The organism is Streptomyces xanthii, assembly GCF_014621695.1.
Classification (GTDB): Bacteria; Actinomycetota; Actinomycetes; order Streptomycetales; family Streptomycetaceae; genus Streptomyces; species Streptomyces xanthii.
In genome coordinates, this window is the sequence record NZ_CP061281.1 from 6,106,866 (window position 1) to 6,127,428 (window position 20,563).

The following is a 20,563-nucleotide window of genomic DNA, read 5'->3' on the forward strand; positions in this document are numbered from 1 at the left end:
CTCACGGCGTCGCGCACCGCTCGACCAGGCGCCGCGCGACGTCCGGGCGGCCCGCCCAGTGCGTGTGCAGATAGCTGGCGTGCACGCCGCCCTGTACGAAGCCCTCGACGCGGGGCTGCGGCAGCCGCATGCCCCACGCGGGCGCGGGCCCCGCGCCCGGCTCCAGGACGGTGCGGTGGAACTCGTGGCCGCGCATCCGCGCCCCGGCCGGGGCCAGCACGCTGTCCGACACGGCGACCGCGTCCCGGTAGCCCAGGGTCAGGCGCGGGGACATCCGGGCGTGCGCGTCCAGGACACCGCACATCGGCTTGTCGTCGAGGGAGCGGGACAGGTAGAGCAGGCCCGCGCACTCGGCGACCACGGGGGCGCCGGACGCGGCCAGCTCCGCCACGGCCTTGCGGAGTCGCTCGTTCGCGGAGAGCTCCGGGGCGTAGACCTCCGGGAAGCCGCCGCCGATGACGAGGCCGGCGGTGCCCTCCGGGAGGGACTCGTCGTGGAGCGGGTCGAAGGGGGTGACCTCGGCGCCGGCCGCCGCGAGGAGTTCCGTGTGCTCGGCGTAGGAGAAGGTGAACGCCGCGCCCGCCGCCACGGCCACGACCGGCCTTCCCGCCGTCGTGGTGGCTCGCTCATCCGGGTCGGCCGCGCTCCACGCCTCCGTCGACAGCAGCGGGGCCGACCGTGCCAGGGCCAGCAGGCCCTCCAGGTCGCAGCCCTCCCGCACCATCGCCGCCGACGCCCGTACGGAATCGACCGCCTCCGCACTGCGTTCCGCGACCGGGACCAGGCCCAGATGACGGGACGGCGTGGCGACCTGCGGGGTGCGGCGCAGGGCGCCGTAGACCGGGACGCCGACCTCCTCCAGGGCCTCCCGCAGCAGCGCCTCGTGCCGGTCCGAACCCACCTTGTTCAGGATCACGCCCGCGAGCCTGACCTGCGGGTCGAAGGACGCGAAGCCGTGCACCAGCGCCGCCACCGAACGCGACTGCGACGACGCGTCGACCACCAGCACCACCGGCGCCTTCAGCAGCTTCGCGACATGCGCCGTCGACGCCAGCTCGCCTTCCCCGGACACACCGTCGAACAGGCCCATCACGCCTTCCACGACGGCCAGTTCACAGCCGCGCGCCCCGTGCGCGAACAACGGCGCGACCAGCTCGGGCCCGCACATGTACGCGTCGAGGTTGCGGCCCGGGCGGCCGGTCGCGAGCGCGTGATAACCCGGGTCGATGTAGTCGGGCCCCACCTTGTGCGGGGACACGGCCAGGCCCCGCTCCGCGAACGCCGCCATCAGACCGGTCGCGACCGTCGTCTTGCCGGTCCCGGACGCGGGCGCCGCGACGACGAGCCGCGGAACCGAGACGGAGGTCGTCACCACTCGATGCCCCGCTGGCCCTTCTGACCCGTGTCCATCGGGTGCTTCACCTTCGACATGTCCGTCACCAGGTCCGCGAACTCCACCAGCTTCTCCGGCGCGTTGCGGCCCGTGATCACGACGTGCTGGGTGCCCGGACGGTCGCGCAGCACCTGCACGACCTCGTCCACGTCGATCCAGCCCCAGTGCAGCGGGTACGCGAACTCGTCGAGCACGTACAGCTTGTACGTCTCGGCGGCCAGGTCCCGCTTGACCTGCTCCCAGCCCTCGCGGGCCTTCTCCTCGTTGTCGGCCTGGCTGTCGCGCTGGACCCAGGACCAGCCCTCGCCCATCTTGTGCCAGTCGACCGTGCCGCCCTCACCGGAGGCGCCCAGCACCTTCAGCGCGTTCTCCTCGCCGACCTTCCACTTCGCCGACTTGACGAACTGGAACACCCCGATCGGCCAGCCCTGGTTCCAGGCCCGCAGCGCGAGCCCGAACGCGGCCGTCGACTTGCCCTTGCCGACCCCCGTGTGCACGAACACCAGCGGCCGGTTGCGCCGCTGACGCGTCGTCAGCCCGTCGTCCGGCACCACACTCGGCTGTCCCTGCGGCATTACGCGGCCCTCCTGATGCTGTTGATCCCCTGGGTTCCCTGTACGTCCTTGACCAGCCCGGCGATCGAGTCCGCCCGCAGCTCGTCGAGGGTCACGGCCGTCCCGCCGAGCCGCGTCGCCAGCTGCCCGGCCAGCCCGAGCCGCACCATGCCGCTCTCGCAGTCCACGACCACCGACGCCGTGCCCTCCGCAGCGTGCAGCCCGGCCGCGCGCTCCGCGAGCCGCACCGGCTCCGGACCGCCCGTCGCCCGGCCGTCCGTCACGACGACCATCAGCGGGCGCCGCGCCGGATCCCGCAGCCGCTCCACGCGCAGCACCTCGTGCGCCTTCAGCAGCCCGGCCGCCAGCGGAGTGCGCCCGCCGGTCGGCAGCGACTCCAGGCGGGCCGCCGCCGCGTCCACGCTCGACGTCGGCGGCAGCGCCACCTCCGCGCCCGTGCCCCGGAACGTCACCAGGCCCACCTTGTCCCGGCGCTGGTACGCGTCGAGCAGCAGCGACAGCACCGCGCCCTTCACCGCGCCCATGCGCTGCCGCGCCGCCATCGACCCGGACGCGTCCACGACGAACAGCACGAGGTTGCCCTCGCGGCCCTCGCGCGTCGCCTGCCGCAGATCGTCCCGGCGCACCACGAGCCCCGGACCGCTGCGCCCGCGCGCCCGCTGATGCGGCGCCGCCGCGTGCACGGTCGCCGCCAGGTGCAGCTTCGTGAGCGCCCCGCGCGGTCGCGTCGACCCCGTCGTGCGGCCGTGCTCGGTGCGGGCCCGCGAGCGCCGCCCCGCGGCCCCGTCACCCAGGCCCGGCACGCTCAGCATCTTCGTACGGAACGGCTCGCCGGCGCTCACCGCGCGCTGCTCCCGCCCGGCCCCCGCCGGCACCTGGGCGTCGCCCGGCTCCTCGGACTCCCCGGTCTGCGGGGCCTGCTCGGGCGTCTCCCGCCGCTGTCCCGCCTCCGGTCCGCCGGCCTGCGGCGGCACTCCGCCCCCGCCGCCGTCCGGGCCCCCGCCGTCGGGGCCGTCACCGTCACCGTCGGGCTCCGGGTCCGGGTCGTCCTGCGGGCCGAACTCCTCCAGCGTCTCGTCCAGCTTGTCCTCGTCGAGGCCCGGAGCGTCGAAGGGGTTGCGGCGCCTGCGGTGCGGCAGCGCCAGCAGCGCCGCCTGCCGCACGTCCTCCGCGAGCACCTCCGTGCGCCCCGCCCACGCGGCCAGCGCCGTCGCGGTCCGGGCCATCACGATGTCGGCCCGCATGCCGTCCACCTCGAACGCGGCGCAGGTCGCGGCGATCTGCAGCAGCGCCGCGTCTCCGAGCGCCACCTTCGGCAGCAACTCCCGCGCGGCCACGATGCGTTCGCGGAGTGCGTGCTCCTCGTCCGCCCAACGGGCGGCGAAAGCAGCCGGGTCGTCCTCGAACGCCAGCCGTCGCCGTACCACTGCGACGCGCTGCTCGGGCTCGCGGGAGGCGGCGACCTCGACGGTGAGCCCGAAGCGGTCGAGCAGTTGCGGCCGTAGTTCGCCCTCCTCGGGGTTCATCGTGCCGACGAGCAGGAACCGGGCCGCGTGCCGCACGGAGACGCCCTCGCGTTCGACGTACGAGGCACCCATGGCGGCGGCGTCCAGAAGGTGGTCGATCAGATGGTCCGAGAGCAGGTTGACCTCGTCGACGTAGAGGATGCCCCGGTGCGCGGACGCGAGCAGTCCGGGCTCGAACGCCTTCACGCCCTCGGCGAGTGCCTTCTCGATGTCGAGCGAGCCGACGAGGCGGTCCTCGGACGCACCGACCGGCAGCTCCACCATCCGCGCGGCGCGGGTCTCGTGGGCGCGCTCCTCGTGCGGCCCGTCCGGGCACTCGGCGTCCGGCACCGCCGGATCACAACTGAACCGGCACCCCGCGACGACCGGCACCTCTGGCAACAGTCCGGCGAGTGCCCGCACGGCAGTGCTCTTCGCCGTGCCCTTCTCGCCACGCACCAGGACGCCGCCGACCGCAGGGCTGACAGCGTTCAGCAGCAAGGCCAGCCGTAGGTCGTCCATGCCGACGACTGCGGTGAACGGAAAACGGGTGCTCATCGGGTGGTCACTCCTTCGGGTGGCTTGCGTGCAGTTCGGCCGTTGCTGTGCGGGACCTGCGGCAGCCTGGACAGCTCCCCGCCCACGCGGGGATGGTCCGCTCCTTCACGACCACCTGGTGGAACTGTTCCTCTGCTCCCCGCACTCGCGGGGGTGTTGCCGCCGGGCGCGCTCACGGCGCCCCCGGCGGCACGAACGGCAACCCCGCGGGAGCGCCCCCCTCGATCAGCCGCCACAACGCGTCGGTGTCGGCGTGCCGCTCGATCAGATCCCCGAGCCGGTCCAGCTGCTCCTCGCGCAGCGCCGCGAACGACGTGTCCGGCGCCGGGACGAACCGCCGGCCCGAAGCCGCCGCGACCTCCCGCAGGAACGCCCGCCGGAACCCGTCCGACTCCAGGGACCCGTGCCAGTGCGTCCCCCACACGGCCCCCACCCGGCACCCGTCCAGGAACGCCTCGCCGCCGAGCACGTCCGCGACCCCGTGATGGATCTCGTACCCCTCGACGGGCTCGCCCAGGGCCCGCCCCACGGGACGGGCCAGCGTCTTCTCCCGCGCGAAGCGCACCCGCACCGGGAGGAGCCCGAGCCCGTCCACGACCCCGGCCCGCGACTCGACCTCGTCCTCGATCCGCTCCCCGAGCACCTGGAAGCCGCCGCAGATGCCGAGCACCGGCCGCCCCTCGGCGACCCGCCGGGCCAGCGCGTCCGCGAGCCCGCGCTCGCGCAGCCACTCCAGCGCCTTCACGGTGCCGCGCGTGCCCGGGACGACCACCAGATCGGCGTCGACGAGCTCCTCGGCCCGGTCCACGAACCGCACGACGACGCCCGGCTCCGCCGCCAGCGCGTCGACGTCGGTGAAGTTCGACATGAGGGGCACCGCGCACACCGCGACCCGCAGCACGTCCTCGCCGACCGGCGGCGCCACGACGGACTCGCGCACCGTGCCGCGCAGCGACACCCGCAGGCCGTCCTCCTCGTCGATGCCGAGCCCGTGCTGGTACGGCAGGACGCCGTACGTGGGCCGGCCCGTCAGCGATTCGAGCATGTCGAGGCCGGGTTCGAGCAGGGTGACGTCGCCGCGGAACTTGTTCACCAGGTATCCGGCGAGCAACTCCTGGTCCTCGGGCGCGAGCAGCGCCGTCGTACCGAAGAACGACGCGAAGACGCCCCCGCGGTCGATGTCGCCGACGACGAGGACCGGCAGCCGGGCGGCGCGCGCGATGCCCATGTTCACGATGTCGGTGCGGCGCAGGTTGATCTCGGCGGGGGAGCCCGCCCCTTCACAGATCACGGCGTCATGACTGCCCCGGAGTTCCTCCAGGCATCCCACCACCGTGTCCAGCAGGGCCGCCTGCCGCCCTCCGTGGTAGCCGCGCGCGCTCAGCTCGCCGACCGGCTTGCCCATCAGGACGACCTGGCTGCTGCGGTCGCTGCCGGGCTTCAGGAGCACCGGGTTCATCAGCGCGCTCGGCTCGGCCTTCGCGGCCTGCGCCTGCATGGCCTGCGCCCGCCCGATCTCGGCGCCCTCGCGCGTCACGAACGAGTTGAGGGACATGTTCTGCCCCTTGAACGGCGCGACCTTCACGCCCTGCCGCACCAGCCACCGGCAGATCCCGGCGGTGACCACGCTCTTCCCGGCGTCCGAGGTCGTGCCCGCGACCAGCAGGCCGCCGCCCTTCCTCGCGCCCGTCATCGACGGCCCCACAGCAACCGCGCGCCCACACAGACTCCCAACGCCGAAAGACTCACGCGCCGCGACAACCGCACGGCCCGTTCCACATCACGTACGTGCACGGGCCGACCCCGCTCGTTGAGGACCGGCCGGTGCTCGACCCGCCCGGCGTACGACAGCGTGCCGCCGAGACGCACCCCGAGCGCGCCCGCGAACGAGGCCTCCACGACGCCCGCGTTCGGGCTCGGATGGCGCTCCGCGTCGGACCGCCAGGCGCGCACCGCGTCCCGGGGCCGGCCGCCGGTCAGCACCGCGAGGGCGCCCGTCAGCCGGGCGCCGGGCCAGCCGGCGACGTCGTCGAGCCGGGCCGAGGCCCAGCCGAAGCGCCGGTACCGGGGCGACTTGTGACCGACCATCGCGTCCAGCGTGTTCACCGCGCGGAAGGCGAGCAGGCCGGGGACCCCGGCGGCGGCGCCCCACACCAGGGCGCCCACGACCGCGTCGGAGGTGTTCTCGGCGACCGACTCGACGACGCCGCGCGCGATGCCGTCGGCGTCCAGGCCCTCGGGGTCGCGCCCGCACAGCCGGGGCAGCAGCTCCCGGGCCAGCTCCACGTCCCCCGCCTCCAGGGCGGAGCCCACGGCCCGCGCCTCACGGCCCAGCGAGGTGCCGCCGACCACGGCCCAGGTCGCGGCGGCGGTCAGTGCGACGGAGGCGGTGGGGGAGTGGCGTACGGCACGGGCGGCGAGCGCGCCCAGGGCGGCGGCGCCACCGGCGCACACGGCCGTGTGCAGGGCGCCCCGGCCGCGGTCGTCCCGCCACAGCACGCGCTCGACGGCTCCCGCGGCGCGGCCGAAGCCGGCGACGGGGTGCCCGCGGCGCGGATCGCCGACCAGGAGGTCGCTGAAGATACCCAGGGCGGCGCCGTACGCGAAGACGCGCTCGGCCCGCCGTGCGCCGCGCGGGGCGAACATGGCGGTAGTTGTCCTCACTCAGGGTGTCCACGCCCTGGTTCGAAGAGACCGGCAGCGTGAGTTCCTGGCTCGCCCTCCGGGGGAGGGCTGACAGTGGCGGGACCGCGCCGGATTCGCACCGGCTTCCTCTGCTGCTGCCGTATATGGCGAGGGAAGTGCACCACGCTCCGCGAACGCACGTCAACTTGCTGTTGACCTGCGGCGGGTGAGTGTGGCCAGGTCCACAACACGTCGGCGGGGTGGCGACGCGGATGCGTCCCCACCCCGCCGAGGGAGTGCTGCGACCGTGGTCAGGCCACGATCAGAAAGATCCCGTACGCGACCGCCGCCGTGCACAGTGCGAAGCACAGGTAGGCGCCGGAGACGGCGAGTGTCGCCGAACCGCCCGCGCGCGTCGCCGACTCCTTCTTGGAGAGGCCGACGATGCCGAGGGTGAACAGGCCCACCAGGGCCACCGTCACCACGAGGCTGACGCCGAACACGGAGCCGAGGGCCGCCCAGTCGATCTTCATAGCTGGTCCTGCTTCCTTACAGCGTGGCGCCGGCGGGGCGCGCGGGGTCGGCCACGGAAGCGGCCGCGGCGGGGACGGGGGTCTCCTCGACGGCCACCGGACCGGCCGGCGGCGGCGTGACCGCGGCGATCGCGGTCGTGACGACACCGGCGGGCTCCTCGGTGCCGATCTCGTCGGCCGTCACGTTGTGGTGGTCGACCGAGTTGCGGCGGGACAGCGCCCAGATGACCGAGGCGCCGCCGATGAGCAGCGCGGCCGTCAGGCCGATGCCCCAGGGGCCCTGCTGGGTGAGGAACTCGGCGCCCGCGCCGACCAGACCGGCCGCCGGCAGGGTCAGACCCCACGCGACGAACATCCGGGTCGCGGTCGACCAGCGGACGACACCGCCCTTGCGGCCGAGGCCCGAGCCCATGACGGCGCCGGAGCAGACCTGGGTCGTGGAGAGCGAGAAGCCGATGTGCGAGGACGCGAGGATCGCCGTCGCGGCGCTGGTCTGCGCGGCGAAGCCCTGCTGCGGGGCCAGGTCGGTGAGGCCCTTGCCCATGGTGCGGATGATGCGCCAGCCGCCCAGGTAGGTGCCCATCGCGATGGCCAGACCGGCCGAGACGATGACCCACAGCGGCGGGTCGGCGTCCGGCGCGAGCACACCGCCGGTGATCAGGGCGAGCGTGATGATGCCCATCGTCTTCTGCGCGTCGTTCGTGCCGTGCGCGAGGGAGACCAGGCCGGCCGAGGCGATCTGCCCGGCGCGGTAGCCCTTGGAGGTGGCCTTCTCGTCGGTCTTCTTGCTGATGCGGTAGGTCAGGCGCGTGGCGAGCATCGCGGCGAGGCCGGCGACGAGCGGCGCGGCGACCGCGGGCAGCAGCACCTTGGTGACGACGGTGCCGCCGTTGACCGACGACCAGCCCATCGACATGACGGCGGCGCCGATGAGGCCGCCGAACAGGGCGTGCGAGGAGCTGGAGGGCAGGCCGACCAGCCAGGTCAGCAGATTCCAGAGGATGGCGCCCACCAGCGCCGCGAAGATGACCTCTGTCTTGAGGCCGTCCTCGTTGATGATGCCGCCGGAGATCGTTTTAGCGACTTCGACGGAGAGGAACGCTCCGACGAGGTTCAGCACGGCGGACATGGCCACCGCCGTCTTCGGCTTGAGGGCGCCTGTCGAGATGGTCGTCGCCATCGCGTTGGCGGTGTCGTGGAAACCGTTGGTGAAGTCAAAGACCAGTGCGGTAACGATCACGATCGCTAGGAGCAGCGTGATGTGTTCCATTTACCCAGGCTTCGGTTGGACGTCAGTGGCTCGTTGAACGTAGGGAAGTCGGGTGAACGGAAGATGAACTGGGCGGGGCTGAGCGGTGTCCCGATCCGGAGTGCCGCCGCTCCCTTTGGCGCGAGGCGGCGGCCGTGGTTCCGGATCACCCCCGCGAAAGCCCCGGAATTCTGGGTTCCGCGGGACTTTCGGCCCGGGTCGGACTACCCCCGGGCGAACCGCTCGAGCTGGGCCTGCGACCCGTTGAAGAGATTCTGATCACCCGGCAGGCCGCCCTTGTTGGCGTACTGCCAGAACGTCCAGTACGACCAGCCGCGCGGCAGCGGCCCGGCGGTCCGCGCGTAGTGGGCCAGCCACAGCGCGTGGTTCCCGGCGAAGGCCCCGCTGTTGCCGGTGCACTTCTTCCACCACGTGTAGTTGGTGTAGATCACCGGACGCCGCCCGGTCCGGCGCAGCACCTCGTCGCTGAACGAGTCGATCCAGGACACCAGCTTCGCCCTGCTCATGCCGTAGCACTTCTTCTTCGCGCTGTACGGGTTGTACTCGATGTCGAGCGCGGGCGGCAGCGTCCGCCCGTCCCGCGTCCAGCCTCCGCCGTTGCGTACGAAATACGCGGCCTGGGTGCGGCCGGACGACCTGTCCGGCAGTGCGAAGTGGTACGCGCCGCGGATGATGCCCCGGTCGCGGGCGCCGTTGTACTGCTGGGCGAAGTAGGGGTTGCGATAGTTCGTCGACTCGGTCGCCTTCACGTAGACGAACCGCGCGCCCTTGCTCCTCGCCCTGTCCCAGTTCACGTTCTTCTGGTGCGAGGAGACGTCGTGCCCCTTGGGCTTGCCCGCCGCCTGGGCCGGCAGCTCCGCGAGCGCGCTGCCCGCGAGGGTCAGGACGGCCGCGGAGGCCGCTGCCGCGACCCGGGCGCGACGACGGGACGGTGTGTGGTCACGGGCCATGTTTCCCCCCGGAAGCCAGTAGTCGTAGGGATGAGAAATATGCACATATGGGATGTGCCGGACCGGGGATCTCAGGCCCGGCCCGGCGCGTTTCCCGCCGTTCGGGTGCCTGGCAGGATGCGCGCATGGGTGAACTCGAACAGGCGTGGGACGAGCTGGTGGCGACCGCGCGCAGGACCGTGACCGACGGCCTCGTCGTCGGCACCTCCGGCAACGTGTCGGTGCGGGTCGGGGACGGCGACGACGCCCTCGTGCTCGTCACCCCGAGCGGCGTCCCCTACGACCGGCTCACTCCCGGCGACCTGCTCGCCGTCGACCTCACCGGGCGCACCCGGCACGGCACCCTCGTCCCCACGAGTGAGCTGCCGCTCCACCTCGCCCTGTACCGGGACACCGGCGCGCGCGCCGTCGTGCACACCCACGCCGTGCACGCCACCGCCGTCTCCACGCTCGTCCCCGAGCTGCCGGCGATCCACTACATGACGATGGCCCTCGGCGGCCCGGTCCGGGTCGCGCCCTACGCGACGTACGGGACGGAGTCGCTGGCCGCGAACATGCTGGCGGCGATCGAGGGGCGCACGGGGTGCCTGTTGCAGAACCACGGGACCGTGGCGTACGGGGACTCGCTCGACGCGGCCTATGACCGGACGGCCCAGCTGGAGTGGATGTGCCGGGTCTGGCTCGTCGCCCGCTCCGTGCCGGGCCTGAGCCCCTCCCTGCTGAGCGCGGCCCAGCTGGACGAGGTCGCGGAGCGCCTGTCCGGGTACGGCCAGCGCCGCGACGGCTGAGCTCTCGCCTCTGTCGGGGAAATGCGACCCGAAGGGTCTGCATTTCAGGGGCGCGGGGAACTGCGCGAGAAGCCCCACCGGGCGGCACCCGGCGACGGACGGCCGGAGCTACGGCGGTCACCCGGATCGCCGCCCCACTGGCCGCAGGGCCCGACCGCTAAGACACTGGACGGGTGCGCACCGCCAGAGCGACGGCCGCGGCCGTCACCACCGTGACCGGAGTCCTCGCCGCCTCGATCGCCTCGATCGCCGCGGGCCGGCTCGCCAGCGACGCCGCGCTGAAGGCACGCGCCGGACGCCCGCTGCCCACCGAACCCCGGCTCACCGTCCACGCGGTCGCCGCGGGCCACGTCACCCTGACCCGCGACCTCGCCTCCCTGCGCCCGGGCACGTACGGGCTCGCCGGTGACGGCTACCACGCTGTCGTCGGGCCCGTCGTCGAATCCGTGCCGCACCCCGCCGACACGGTCGTGCGCCGGCTCGAACGGGTCACCCACGGCGCCCTCGAACCCGGCGCGCACGCCTGGCTCACGCCCCAGGTCCACATCGGCGACCCCGCCTCCGCCCTCGGCCTCGAGCACGCCGACGTCGACGTCCCCGGCGAACTCGGCGCCCTGCCCGCCTGGTTCCTGCCCGGCCCGCGCGACACCTGGGTCATCACCGTGCACGGCCTCGGCACCACCCGCGAACACCCCATGAACGTCATGGAGTTCCTGCACCGCCAGCGCTTCCCCGTGCTCGACCTCGCCTACCGCGGCGACCTCGGCGCCCCCCGCTCCCCGGACGGCCTGCACCACCTCGGCGAGACCGAGTGGCGCGACCTCGACGCCGCGATCCGCTACGCCGTCCGCTTCGGCGCCCGCCGCGTCATCGTGCACGGCTGGTCCACCGGAGCCGCCATGGCCCTGCACGCCGCGGGCCACTGCGCCCTGCGCGAGCGCATCGCCGGCCTGGTCCTCGACTCCCCGGTGCTCAGCTGGGAGGCCACCCTGCGCGCCCTGGCCCGCGCCCACCGCACCCCGCGCACCCTCCTCCCGCTCGCCGTCCGCGCCGCCCAGGGCCGCACCGGCCTGCACGCCGACCGGCTCGCCGAGGCCGCCGACCCGCAGAACCTGAAGGTGCCCACCCTGGTCGTGCACGGCCCCGGCGACGAGGTCGCCCCCTGGACCCTGTCCCGGCGCCTGGCCGCCGCCCGGCCCGAGCTCGTCACCCTGCACACCGTCGACGACGCCCCGCACAACGCGATGTGGAACGCCGACCCGGCCACGTACGAAGAGACCCTGCGACGCTTCCTCACGCCCCTCATGTAGCCGCGCGAACCGGGGGCCGGGTGCCGAACACAGGCCCGCGTTTGGGAAATCGCCGGGTCACGGGGAGACTGCTCCAGTGACGTCCCGTACCCCGCGCGACTCCCGGCTCCGACTTGTCCGCCCCCGCCGCCAGCCGCTGGCGCCCCCTGCCCCGCGTGCCGCGACCCGCCGCACCGCCCCACGCCCCCCGGAGGGCACCCCGCCCCCGGCCGAGCTGGCCCGCACCGCCCGCGAGGGCCTCGCCGGCGCGGTCCGGGTGGCGCGCTGGGCCGACGCCGCCCTGAGCCCCGGCAGCGCCATGGGCGCCCGCGACGGCAAGGGCACCCTCTCCGACGCCACCGCGCGGCGCGCCGCCGACGACCTCGGCCTCACCGTGCGCCAGGTCCGGGCCGACTGGGACACCGCCCGCCTCGCCGGACTCGTCGAGGTGCACGGCGACAGCGCGCGCCCCGGCTGGCGGCTGCGCGCCTGGGACCGCGACGACACCGCCGTGCTGCGCGGCTGGGTCGCCCTCTTCGACGCCTGGTCGCTGGTCCACCCCGCGCCCGGCGCCCTGGAGGCGGCCGCGGTCGCCGAGGCCGTCGAGGCCATGCCCCAGCTGCTGTCCTTCCTCCAGCTGATGGCGGGACCCGTCGCCACCGAGCAGCTCCTCGACCTGCTCGGCCAGCGCGTCACCGAGCTGCGCACCGAACGCTGCGAGATCCCCTACGGCCCCCACCTGGAGGCCGACGGACCGGGCGGCCCCGGCACGGCCGAGGACACCCCGCTCCTGCCACTCCTGGACTGGGCGCTCAGCGGCCTCGCCGCCGTGGGAGCGCTCACCTACGCCGACGGCCATGCCACCCTCACCCCGCTCGGCAGCTGGGCGGTCTGGGTCCGGCTCGAGCAGATCTGCGTGGCCGCCCAGTCACCCGCCGGGAACATCGAGGTCGCCGCCGAGGACATGCTGCGCGGCTGTGCCCGGCTGCGTCCCAAGGCGGCCCGCGACGAGTACCGGGCCTGGCTCGCCGCACGCGACATCGGCAACGCTGTCACCGAGCTCCTGGACGCCGCCCGCGGCGAGGACGCCCTGCTGCGCGGGCTCGCCTTCGAGGCGCTGCGCGTCGTCGGCGCCCCGGCCGAGCCCGAGGTCCGCAAGGCGGCCGACGACCCCGGCCTGCGCGCCTACGCCCGGCTGTGGCTCGCCGAGCACGAGGGCGCCGACCCCGAGGACGTGCACACCGTGCTCACCCGCGAGGAGGCCACCTGGCTGTGGGTCGACACCGCCGCGGCCGTCGCCGACCACGGCGAGGCCCCGCTCCTGGTCCGGCACCTGGAGTCCGCGGTCCAGCCCACCGTGCCCGCGCTCATCGACGAGGTCCGCGCCGTCGGCCACCCGCGCACCGTGCAGGTCCTGGTCGCCCTCGCGGCCGCGCACCCCGACCCGGCGCTCGCCAAGGCCGTCCGCCGGGCCGCCTTCCAGGTCCACACCGGCGGAGCCTGACCGACGGCAGGGCTCACCGGAAGGTGTTGCACTGCGCCATGTCGCCGCTCTCGTAGCCCTGGTAGAACCACTGCCGGCGCTGCTGGGACGAGCCGTGCGTCCACGACTCGGGCGTCACCCGGCCCTGGAACTTCTCCTGGATGCGGTCGTCGCCCACCGCGGCGGCCGCGTCAAGGCCGTCGCGGATGTCGGCGTCCGTCAGGCTCGTGATCAGCGGCCGGCCCGTGGACTCGTCCGGCGTCCTCGTGGCGTGCCGGGCCCACACCCCCGCGTAGCAGTCGGCCTGCAGCTCGACCTTCACCGCGTTGCTGTTCTGGCCGGTACGGCCGTCCTGCGCCCGCTGCAGCGTGCCCATCAGGTTCTGCACGTGGTGCCCGTACTCGTGCGCCACCACGTAGGCCTGCGCGAACGGGCCGCCGCTCGCCCCGAACTTCGAGCGCAGCTCCTCGAAGAAGCCGAGGTCGAGATAGACCTTCCGGTCGCCGGGGCAGTAGAAGGGCCCGACCGCCGAGGACGCCCGGCCGCAGGCCGTCGACACCTGGTTCGTGAAGAGCACCGTGGAGGCGGGGGAGTACCGGCCCTGGCGGCGCTGGAACTCGCCGGTCCAGTAGTCCTGGAGGCTGTTGACCACCGCGACGGTCCGGCAGTCCTGCTGCGTGTTCGCGTCCTCGCCCGTACGGCAGTGCTGCTCCACCTGCGCCGCGCTCGACACCGACGTCGCCGGGGTGCCGGAGCCGTCCGACGAGAGGCCGAACTCGTTCGTGCCGAAGAACAGCCCGAGCAGCAGGGCGATCAGCCCGGCGAAACCGCCGCCGACCGTCGCCTTCCCGCCGGGGATCCGGCTGCCCCGCACGTCCTGGACCTCCGAGGTGTCCAGCCGCGCGTCGTCGTCGAACTGCATGCGCCACCGCCTGGGTCGTGTCTTCGCCGAGGGGCGGGACCGGGAGCCCGTGCCGCCGTTCCTCATCCTCGGGCGCGCGGCCGCGCCGGGCCCGGTCCGTGGGCCGAACGGGGGATGCGCCCAGGTCGGACGGGGCGGGCGGCGGCCCGGCAAAAGCGTTTGCATCCCACCGTTAAACTGTCTCGTATGACGTTTCTTCTCTGGGTGCATTAGCGGCGCCGACCGGCCCTCGCCCTGTCAATCCGCTGTTGATCCATTCCTGGAGACCCACTCGTGATCACCGCCTCCGGCATCGAACTGCGCGCCGGCGCCCGCATCCTCATCGAGAACGCCAGCTTCCGTGTCGCCAAGGGCGACCGCATCGGCCTGGTCGGCCGCAACGGGGCGGGCAAGACCACCCTCACCAAGTGCCTGGCCGGCGAGGGCATCCCGGCCGGCGGCACCATCAGCCGCTCCGGTGAGGTCGGCTACCTGCCGCAGGACCCGCGCACCGGCGACCTCGACGTCCTGGCCCGCGACCGCATCCTGTCCGCCCGCGGCCTCGACGTCCTGATGCGCAAGATGCGGGAGAACGAGCAGCGGATCGCGACCGGCACCGGCGCCACCCAGGCCAAGGCCCTGCGCCAGTACGAGCGCCAGGAGACCGAGTTCCTCACCAAGGGCGGGTACGCCGCCGAGGCCGAGGCCGCCACGATCGCCGCCGCGCTCAACCTCCCGGACCGTGTGCTCGGTCAGCCCCTGCACACCCTCTCCGGTGGTCAGCGCCGCCGCATCGAGCTGGCCCGCATCCTGTTCTCGGACGCGGACACCCTGCTCCTCGACGAGCCGACCAACCACCTCGACGCCGACTCCATCATCTGGCTGCGGGACTACCTGAAGACGTACAGCGGCGGCTTCATCGTGATCTCCCACGACGTCGACCTCGTCGAGACGGTCGTCAACAAGGTCTTCTACCTGGACGCCAACCGCTCCACGATCGACGTCTACAACATGGGCTGGAAGCTCTACCAGCAGCAGCGCGAGGCCGACGAGAAGCGCCGCAAGCGCGAGCGTCAGAACGCGGAGAAGAAGGCCGCGACGCTGAACGCGCAGGCCGACAAGATGCGCGCCAAGGCGACCAAGACCGTCGCCGCGCAGAACATGGCCAAGCGCGCCGACAAGCTCCTCGCCGGTCTCGAGGAGGTCCGCCAGTCCGACAAGGTCGCCAAGCTGCGCTTCCCCGAGCCCTCGCCGTGCGGCAAGACGCCGCTCATGGCCGAGGGCCTGTCGAAGTCGTACGGCTCCCTGGAGATCTTCACCGACGTCGACCTGGCCATCGACAAGGGCTCCCGCGTCGTCATCCTCGGCCTCAACGGCGCGGGCAAGACGACCCTGCTCAAGCTCCTCGGCGGCGCCGAGAAGCCCGACACCGGCCAGGTCATCGAGGGCCACGGCCTCAAGCTCGGCTACTACGCGCAGGAGCACGAGACCCTCGACCCGGAGCGCACGGTCCTGGAGAACATGCGCTCCGCCGCCCCCGACCTCGACCTGGTCCAGGTGCGCAAGACGCTCGGCTCGTTCCTGTTCTCCGGCGACGACGTCGACAAGCCGGCCGGAGTCCTCTCCGGCGGCGAGAAGACCCGACTGGCCCTGGCCACCCTCGTCGTCTCCTCGGCCAACGTGCTGCTCCTCGACGAGCCGACGAACAACCTGGACCCGGCCAGCCGCGAGGAGATCCTCGGCGCGCTGCGCACCTACAAGGGCGCGGTCGTCCTCGTCACGCACGACGAGGGCGCCGTCGACGCCCTCCAGCCGGAGCGGATCATCCTGCTGCCGGACGGCATCGAGGACCTGTGGGGCCAGGGCTACGCGGACCTCGTCGCCCTCGCCTGAGGCGACGGCACGGACACCGTGCGTCAGCACGGCTTGATCGAAAGAATGATCCACTCCGTATGGATCATTCGGCCGAGCCGTGATCCTTCATCTGAGTGAGACCGCCTCGTACCGCGGTGTGTCCGTGGCGCTCCGAGCCGCCCTGGGGGCCGTAGAACCCTTGCGGCGCCTGGGGAGTCACTGACCTGCCGGTTCTTTCGCGCGGACCGTTCCGGGCGCCGCGCGAGTCCGGCGGAACCCCTGATTCCACTCGTGTGGATCCCCGTACGGCTCCCCATCGGCCGCCTACAGACCTTGTCGAATGGGTGGCCAGGAAGCCCAAGAGGGGTGATCATGGGAATTCCAGAGCGCACTTCCCATGAGGAGGCACGGGTGGCCGAGACTCTGAAGAAGGGCAGCCGGGTGACCGGCGCCGCGCGCGACAAGCTCGCGGCAGACCTGAAGAAAAAGTACGACTCCGGTGCGAGCATCCGAGCGCTGGCCGAGGAGACCGGCCGCTCGTATGGCTTCGTGCACCGGATGCTGAGCGAGTCCGGGGTCGCGCTGCGAGGTCGCGGCGGGGCCACGCGAGGAAAGAAGGCCGCGGCGAGCTGACGCGTTTCGCTCAGCTCTCCGTTCCGACTCGTTCGGTTCACCGGCTCCGTCGGTGACCACCCGGTCGGTCGGCTGGCCGACCGGGTGGTTACTGTGCAGTCACTTACGCTTCGCGCGTGCTCACGACTGCGCAGACCCGGAGGTCCCGATGACCAAGACCGCACCCCTGCTCGACAAGGACGGCGTCCAGCTCATCGTCGACGACACGATCGCCACGGTGACGCTGACCAACCCGGACAAGCGCAACGCCCAGAGTCCCGCGCTGTGGCGGGCGTTGGTCGAGGCCGGGCGTTCCCTGCCGGGTTCCGTGCGGGTGGTCGTGCTGCGCGGTGAGGGCAAGTCCTTCTCCGCCGGCCTGGACCGTCAGGCGTTCACGCCCGAGGGGTTCGACGGCGAGCCGTCCTTCATCGACCTGGCCCGCGGCGGCGAGGAGTTGCTCGACTCCACCATCGCCGAGTACCAGGACGCTTTCACCTGGCTGCGCCGCGGCGACATCCTCTCCGTGGCCGCGGTCCAGGGACACGCGATCGGCGCGGGCTTCCAGCTCGCGCTCTCCTGCGACCTGCGCGTCGTCGCCGACGACGTGCAGTTCTCCATGCGGGAGACCAGCCTCGGGCTCGTCCCCGACCTCACCGGCACGCATCCGCTCGTCGGCCTGGTCGGATACGCCCGCGCGCTTGAGATCTGCGTGACCGGGCGCTACGTCCACGCCGACGAGGCCGTGCGCAGCGGCCTCGCCAACGTCGCCGTGCCCGGTGACCAGCTCGAGGACGCCACGCGTGACCTCGTCGCCGCGCTCGTCGCCGCGCCCCGCGACGCCGTCATCGAGACCAAGGTGCTCCTTCAGGGCGCCGCCGGTCGCACCCTCGACGAGCAGCGCGTCGCCGAGCGCGCCGCGCAGGGCCGCCGGCTGCGCGACCTGGCGGGCCTCGGCGACTGACCTCCGCCGCCCGGCGGAGCCGCGGTCAGTCCGCGCTCTCCGTCACCAGCACCGCGACCGTCGGGCGGTCCGGGAGCGCCGTCGTCACGGCCTCCCGGACCGCCCGCGCCACGTCCAGCGCGCGGGCCCCCCGGGCCACCGCGAGTTCCACCCGCACATGACGGCGGGGCAGGGCGGCCTCGCCCTGCCGCCCCTGCGCCCGCTCCTCGATGTGGACCGGGCGGCCGAGACCGCCGAGGGCGCCGGTCAGCCGCGCCACGCCCGGCACCGCGCGTGCCGCGTCGGCGACCCGGCCCGCGTCGCCGTTCCCGTTCCCGCCCCCGCTCGTGTCCGCACCGGGCGGCGGCTTCTCTTCCGGTGTCCGAGGCTGCTCCCGCCGCGCCGAAGCCGGCGTAGCCCCCGGTTCGAGCAGCTCCGTCACCCGTACGTCGATCTCGGCCACGACCAGTCCGAGGCCGCTGTCCGCCGCCCGGGCCAGCGCCGTCCGCAGCCGCCCGGCGGCCCCGGGCAGCGGCTCGTCCGGCGCCGCCGCGCACTCCGCGACGATCCGCAGCGGTCCCGGCGGCAGCGCGCTCGGCGGGGCCGGCACCCCCGCCTCGTACGCCGTGCCGGTGTCGGCGAGGGACAGGCGCAGGGCGCCGAGGCGCAGCCCGGGCAGGTCGTCCACCGACCGGCGCAGTACCGCCCCGGCGGCCGGCTCCGCGATCCACGCCCCGTCGCCGGGCCCGCCGAGCGGCAGCAGCCGCCCCAGTCCCAGGTGCTGTCGTACGGCCTGTGTCCAGTGGTCAGCGGTCATGTCCCCAGGCTGCCTCATCCCGGGCGCGAGCTTGGGTAACCGCACTTAGTGTGGGCAGAGGAAAGCAGCACCCCGCAGCGAGACCGCACCTCACAGAGGGGACAGCCCCGATGAGTGACACCACGCAGAGGCCGGGCGACGCGCCCACGGCATCGACCGGGAAGAGCAGCATGACCAAGAGGGGTGGTGGTGACCCCGGTGGCCGGGGGAAGACCACCATCGCCGACGGAGTCGTCGAGAAGATCGCCGGACTGGCCGCACGCGACGTCGACGGCGTGCACGCGATGGGCAGCGGCCTGTCCCGCACGTTCGGCGCCGTACGCGACCGCGTACCGGGCGGCGGCACGAAATCCGTGTCCCGCGGCGTCAAGGCCGAGGTCGGCGAGCTCCAGACCGCCCTCGACCTGGAGATCGTCGTCGAGTACGGCGTCTCCATCGCCGACACCGCACGCGACGTGCGGGAGAACGTGATCAACGCCGTCGAGCGCATGACCGGCCTCGAGGTCGTCGAGGTGAACATCGCCGTCAGCGACGTGAAGCTGCCGGACGAGGAGGACGAGGAACCGGAGTCACGACTCCAGTGACAGCCGCACCGGATGGGTGGAGGAGTACAGGATGAATCTGGCCGTGGTCGGCATGATCGCCGGCATGGCCCTCGGCTTCGCCGGATACTTCGGCGGGTTCGGGGCGTTTCTGCTGGTGGCGGCTCTGGGCGCCATCGGTTTCGTCGCGGGCCGGTTCCTCGAGGGGGACCTGGAACCCGGCGAGTTCTTCCGTGCCCGCGGCGACCGGCGGCGGTGACCGATGGCGGCACAGGTCGCCCCCGCCGAGCGCGGCGCGACCCGGATCGCCGACCGGGTCGTCGCGAAGATCGCCGCGTACGCGGCGCGTGAGGCGCTCGACGTCGTCCCCGCGGACGGGGCACCCCCGCACGCCACGGTGACCGTCCACCACGACACGGCCCGCGTCCACGTCAGTGTCGAACTCGAGTATCCGCTGGACATCGGTGCCCAGTGCGCCGCCGTGCGTCGCCAAGTCGCGGAACGGGTAAGGACGTTGGCGGGGATGGAGGTCCCCGAGGTGGCCGTCGAGGTGGAGCGGCTGCACTCGGCGCACACCCGCGGAACGGACCGGGGGAGGATCCGATGAGCGAACCCACCGAGGCGCCGCCCGTCGCCGAGCGCGAGGGCGCCGAGCACCTGGACCAGTCCGCGTCCGCCGCTTCCTACACCGGGCAGCCCACCCTCGACGGCGAGGACCGCACCCGCCGCTTCTGGTCGGCCCGCCGAGTCCCCGCGGCCCTCTGCGCCGTGGTCCTGCTCGGCGGGACCGGCATCCTCCTCTACGACATCGCCGCCGTACGGGCGGGCCGCCCCGCGATGGAGTGGCGCCGCTCGCTGGCCCGCGAACTCGCCGAGCGGCCCCTCGACGACACCGCCGTGCTGGTCGGCGCCGGCGTCGCCGCGGCCCTCGGTCTCTGGCTCCTCCTGCTCGCCGCGACCCCGGGGCTGCGCGCCGTCCTGCCCATGCGCCGGGTCCACGCCGACGTGCGGGCCGGCCTGCACCGCGACGCCGCCGCGATGGTGCTGCGCGACCGGGCCATGGAGGTCTCGGGCGTGCAGTCGGTACGGGTCCGGATGAAGCGTTCCAAGGTGGAGGTGCGGGCCCTGTCCCACTTCCGTCCACTCGACGACGTACGGGCCGATCTCGACGCCGCGCTCGGCGAGGGCATCCGGGAACTGGGCCTCGGCTCCGTGCCCGGACTCTCCGTGCACGTGGCGCGGCCCGGCAGGAAGGGGTGAGCGGCGTGCTCAGGACCGTCAACCGGATCGTGCTCGGCCTGCTCGGGCTTGTCCTGCTGCTCGGCGGCGGCTCCGTGCTCGCGGTCGGGCTCGGGGTGAAGCCGCCCTCCTGGTGGATCCACAGCGGCTCCGACGACGTGCTGCTCAGCGTGGCGGACCGGGACCGGTGGCGGGACGAGGGCTGGTGGTGGCCCACGGTCATCGCCGTGCTCGGTGTCGTGGTGCTGCTCGCCCTGTGGTGGCTGGTGGCGCAGCTGCGGCGGCGGCGACTGACCGAGGTGCTCGTCGACACGGGGGACGGGGAGGGGGCGCTGCTGCGCGGCCGCGCGATGGAGCAGGTGCTGTGCGGTGCCGCCGAGGCGCTGGAGGGGGTCGATCACGCGGGCGTCATGCTGACGGGGCGGCGGAACGCTCCGCGGGCGCGGGTGCGGTTGAGGCTGGAGCCGCACGCGGGGCCCGGGGAGGCGTTGCGGGTTCTCTCCGAGGAGGCCGTGGGGCAGGCCCGGGAATCGGCGGGCCTGGACTCGTTGCCCGCGGAGGTTCGTCTCCGGGCGGTCAAGCACCGCGCCGAACGGGTCAGCTAGCTCTCGTCGCGGGGTGCGGCTCCGGTGGGGCTTCTCGCGCCCCGCGGCGGAGCCGCTTATGGACACAGCCCCGCGCCCCTGAAA

At 73.5% G+C, this 20,563-nt stretch carries 20 protein-coding genes, 1 pseudogene and 1 riboswitch; of the genes and pseudogenes, 11 read left to right on the top strand and 10 right to left on the bottom strand.

The window, feature by feature from the left end:
• Position 1 precedes the first annotated feature (1 nt).
• The 8 genes and pseudogenes from IAG42_RS27540 to IAG42_RS27575 all read right to left on the bottom strand — a co-directional run bounded on the left by IAG42_RS27540 (position 2) and on the right by IAG42_RS27575 (position 9,409).
• Positions 2-1,372: a cobyrinate a,c-diamide synthase gene (locus tag IAG42_RS27540; protein WP_188341644.1), complete on the bottom strand. Its 1,371-nt coding sequence runs from the start codon at positions 1,370-1,372 to the stop codon at positions 2-4.
• Positions 1,369-1,968, bottom strand: a complete 600-nt coding sequence (gene cobO / locus IAG42_RS27545) for a cob(I)yrinic acid a,c-diamide adenosyltransferase (protein WP_188339646.1) — start codon at positions 1,966-1,968, stop codon at positions 1,369-1,371. Before cobO ends, IAG42_RS27540 begins: the two co-directional genes overlap by 4 nt.
• A complete protein-coding gene (locus tag IAG42_RS27550; protein ID WP_188339647.1) occupies positions 1,968-4,031 on the bottom strand; it encodes a putative cobaltochelatase in 2,064 nt (687 codons plus the stop codon). Before IAG42_RS27550 ends, cobO begins: the two co-directional genes overlap by 1 nt.
• Positions 4,028-5,724: pseudogene (locus IAG42_RS27555) on the bottom strand (cobyric acid synthase). The gene IAG42_RS27550 and the pseudogene IAG42_RS27555 overlap by 4 nt, the downstream one beginning before the upstream one ends.
• Positions 5,721-6,677, bottom strand: a complete 957-nt coding sequence (locus IAG42_RS27560; RefSeq protein ID WP_188339649.1) for a cobalamin biosynthesis protein — start codon at positions 6,675-6,677, stop codon at positions 5,721-5,723. Before IAG42_RS27560 ends, IAG42_RS27555 begins: the two are co-directional and overlap by 4 nt.
• A gap of 38 nt (positions 6,678-6,715) precedes the next feature.
• A riboswitch (cobalamin riboswitch) is annotated at positions 6,716-6,860 on the bottom strand.
• A gap of 107 nt (positions 6,861-6,967) precedes the next feature.
• A complete protein-coding gene (locus tag IAG42_RS27565; protein ID WP_188339650.1) occupies positions 6,968-7,189 on the bottom strand; it encodes a hypothetical protein in 222 nt (73 codons plus the stop codon).
• A gap of 16 nt (positions 7,190-7,205) precedes the next feature.
• Positions 7,206-8,459, bottom strand: a complete 1,254-nt coding sequence (locus tag IAG42_RS27570) for an inorganic phosphate transporter (RefSeq protein ID WP_188339651.1) — start codon at positions 8,457-8,459, stop codon at positions 7,206-7,208.
• A 203-nt stretch (positions 8,460-8,662) separates the two neighbouring features.
• Entirely contained in the window at positions 8,663-9,409 is a 747-nt protein-coding gene (locus tag IAG42_RS27575) for a lysozyme (RefSeq protein ID WP_188339652.1), read from the bottom strand.
• A gap of 125 nt (positions 9,410-9,534) precedes the next feature.
• On the opposite strand from IAG42_RS27575, the gene IAG42_RS27580 reads away from it, so the two are divergent.
• The 3 genes from IAG42_RS27580 to IAG42_RS27590 all read left to right on the top strand — a co-directional run bounded on the left by IAG42_RS27580 (position 9,535) and on the right by IAG42_RS27590 (position 12,990).
• Positions 9,535-10,197 carry a class II aldolase/adducin family protein gene (locus IAG42_RS27580; protein ID WP_188339653.1) on the top strand — a complete coding sequence of 221 codons (663 nt, stop codon included), beginning with the start codon at positions 9,535-9,537 and terminating at the stop codon, positions 10,195-10,197.
• Between the two features lie 173 nt (positions 10,198-10,370).
• On the top strand, positions 10,371-11,507 hold the full coding sequence (locus tag IAG42_RS27585) for an alpha/beta hydrolase (RefSeq protein WP_188339654.1): 1,137 nt from the start codon (positions 10,371-10,373) through the stop codon (positions 11,505-11,507).
• A 76-nt stretch (positions 11,508-11,583) separates the two neighbouring features.
• A complete protein-coding gene (locus IAG42_RS27590) occupies positions 11,584-12,990 on the top strand; it encodes a hypothetical protein (RefSeq protein WP_188339655.1) in 1,407 nt (468 codons plus the stop codon).
• A gap of 13 nt (positions 12,991-13,003) precedes the next feature.
• Here the strand turns inward: IAG42_RS27590 and ypfJ are convergent, their stop codons facing one another.
• Positions 13,004-13,891 (bottom strand): KPN_02809 family neutral zinc metallopeptidase, encoded by an 888-nt coding sequence (ypfJ, locus tag IAG42_RS27595; RefSeq protein WP_188339656.1) that lies wholly within the window; start codon positions 13,889-13,891, stop codon positions 13,004-13,006.
• 273 nt (positions 13,892-14,164) lie between these two features.
• Here ypfJ and IAG42_RS27600 point away from each other — a divergent pair, with 273 nt between their 5' ends.
• The 3 genes from IAG42_RS27600 to IAG42_RS27610 all read left to right on the top strand — a co-directional run bounded on the left by IAG42_RS27600 (position 14,165) and on the right by IAG42_RS27610 (position 17,297).
• A complete protein-coding gene (locus tag IAG42_RS27600; RefSeq protein WP_188339657.1) occupies positions 14,165-15,763 on the top strand; it encodes an ABC-F family ATP-binding cassette domain-containing protein in 1,599 nt (532 codons plus the stop codon).
• 372 nt (positions 15,764-16,135) lie between these two features.
• Positions 16,136-16,357 carry a helix-turn-helix domain-containing protein gene (locus tag IAG42_RS27605; protein WP_262928315.1) on the top strand — a complete coding sequence of 74 codons (222 nt, stop codon included), beginning with the start codon at positions 16,136-16,138 and terminating at the stop codon, positions 16,355-16,357.
• A 148-nt stretch (positions 16,358-16,505) separates the two neighbouring features.
• Positions 16,506-17,297, top strand: a complete 792-nt coding sequence (locus IAG42_RS27610; protein ID WP_188339659.1) for an enoyl-CoA hydratase/isomerase family protein — start codon at positions 16,506-16,508, stop codon at positions 17,295-17,297.
• A gap of 25 nt (positions 17,298-17,322) precedes the next feature.
• Here IAG42_RS27610 and IAG42_RS27615 read toward each other — a convergent pair whose 3' ends face one another.
• Complete coding sequence (locus tag IAG42_RS27615) at positions 17,323-18,093, bottom strand: Asp23/Gls24 family envelope stress response protein (protein ID WP_188339660.1); 771 nt, start codon at positions 18,091-18,093, stop codon at positions 17,323-17,325.
• Between the two features lie 110 nt (positions 18,094-18,203).
• Here IAG42_RS27615 and IAG42_RS27620 point away from each other — a divergent pair, with 110 nt between their 5' ends.
• The 5 genes from IAG42_RS27620 to amaP are packed head-to-tail and all read left to right on the top strand — an operon-like array spanning position 18,204 to position 20,479.
• Complete coding sequence (locus IAG42_RS27620; RefSeq protein WP_188339661.1) at positions 18,204-18,677, top strand: Asp23/Gls24 family envelope stress response protein; 474 nt, start codon at positions 18,204-18,206, stop codon at positions 18,675-18,677.
• A 31-nt stretch (positions 18,678-18,708) separates the two neighbouring features.
• Entirely contained in the window at positions 18,709-18,894 is a 186-nt protein-coding gene (locus IAG42_RS27625) for a hypothetical protein (RefSeq protein WP_111667018.1), read from the top strand.
• A 3-nt stretch (positions 18,895-18,897) separates the two neighbouring features.
• Positions 18,898-19,242 carry an Asp23/Gls24 family envelope stress response protein gene (locus IAG42_RS27630; protein ID WP_188339662.1) on the top strand — a complete coding sequence of 115 codons (345 nt, stop codon included), beginning with the start codon at positions 18,898-18,900 and terminating at the stop codon, positions 19,240-19,242.
• Positions 19,239-19,895, top strand: a complete 657-nt coding sequence (locus IAG42_RS27635) for a DUF6286 domain-containing protein (RefSeq protein ID WP_188339663.1) — start codon at positions 19,239-19,241, stop codon at positions 19,893-19,895. The genes IAG42_RS27630 and IAG42_RS27635 overlap by 4 nt, the downstream gene beginning before the upstream one ends.
• Entirely contained in the window at positions 19,892-20,479 is a 588-nt protein-coding gene (amaP, locus tag IAG42_RS27640; protein ID WP_188339664.1) for an alkaline shock response membrane anchor protein AmaP, read from the top strand. The genes IAG42_RS27635 and amaP overlap by 4 nt, the downstream gene beginning before the upstream one ends.
• Positions 20,480-20,563: the final 84 nt, after the last annotated feature.

Excerpts from the sequence above, each read along its gene's own strand:
- cobO (WP_188339646.1), bottom strand. The coding sequence starts at position 1,968 with ATGCCGCAGGGACAGCCGAGTGTGGTGCCGGACGACGGGCTGACGACG.
- IAG42_RS27550 (WP_188339647.1), bottom strand. The coding sequence starts at position 4,031 with ATGAGCACCCGTTTTCCGTTCACCGCAGTCGTCGGCATGGACGACCTA.
- IAG42_RS27560 (WP_188339649.1), bottom strand. The coding sequence starts at position 6,677 with ATGTTCGCCCCGCGCGGCGCACGGCGGGCCGAGCGCGTCTTCGCGTAC.
- IAG42_RS27565 (WP_188339650.1), bottom strand. The coding sequence starts at position 7,189 with ATGAAGATCGACTGGGCGGCCCTCGGCTCCGTGTTCGGCGTCAGCCTC.
- IAG42_RS27570 (WP_188339651.1), bottom strand. The coding sequence starts at position 8,459 with ATGGAACACATCACGCTGCTCCTAGCGATCGTGATCGTTACCGCACTG.
- IAG42_RS27575 (WP_188339652.1), bottom strand. The coding sequence starts at position 9,409 with ATGGCCCGTGACCACACACCGTCCCGTCGTCGCGCCCGGGTCGCGGCA.
- IAG42_RS27580 (WP_188339653.1), top strand. The coding sequence starts at position 9,535 with ATGGGTGAACTCGAACAGGCGTGGGACGAGCTGGTGGCGACCGCGCGC.
- ypfJ (WP_188339656.1), bottom strand. The coding sequence starts at position 13,891 with ATGCAGTTCGACGACGACGCGCGGCTGGACACCTCGGAGGTCCAGGAC.
- IAG42_RS27610 (WP_188339659.1), top strand. The coding sequence starts at position 16,506 with ATGACCAAGACCGCACCCCTGCTCGACAAGGACGGCGTCCAGCTCATC.
- IAG42_RS27615 (WP_188339660.1), bottom strand. The coding sequence starts at position 18,093 with ATGACCGCTGACCACTGGACACAGGCCGTACGACAGCACCTGGGACTG.
- IAG42_RS27620 (WP_188339661.1), top strand. The coding sequence starts at position 18,204 with ATGAGTGACACCACGCAGAGGCCGGGCGACGCGCCCACGGCATCGACC.
- IAG42_RS27625 (WP_111667018.1), top strand. The coding sequence starts at position 18,709 with ATGAATCTGGCCGTGGTCGGCATGATCGCCGGCATGGCCCTCGGCTTC.
- IAG42_RS27630 (WP_188339662.1), top strand. The coding sequence starts at position 18,898 with ATGGCGGCACAGGTCGCCCCCGCCGAGCGCGGCGCGACCCGGATCGCC.
- IAG42_RS27635 (WP_188339663.1), top strand. The coding sequence starts at position 19,239 with ATGAGCGAACCCACCGAGGCGCCGCCCGTCGCCGAGCGCGAGGGCGCC.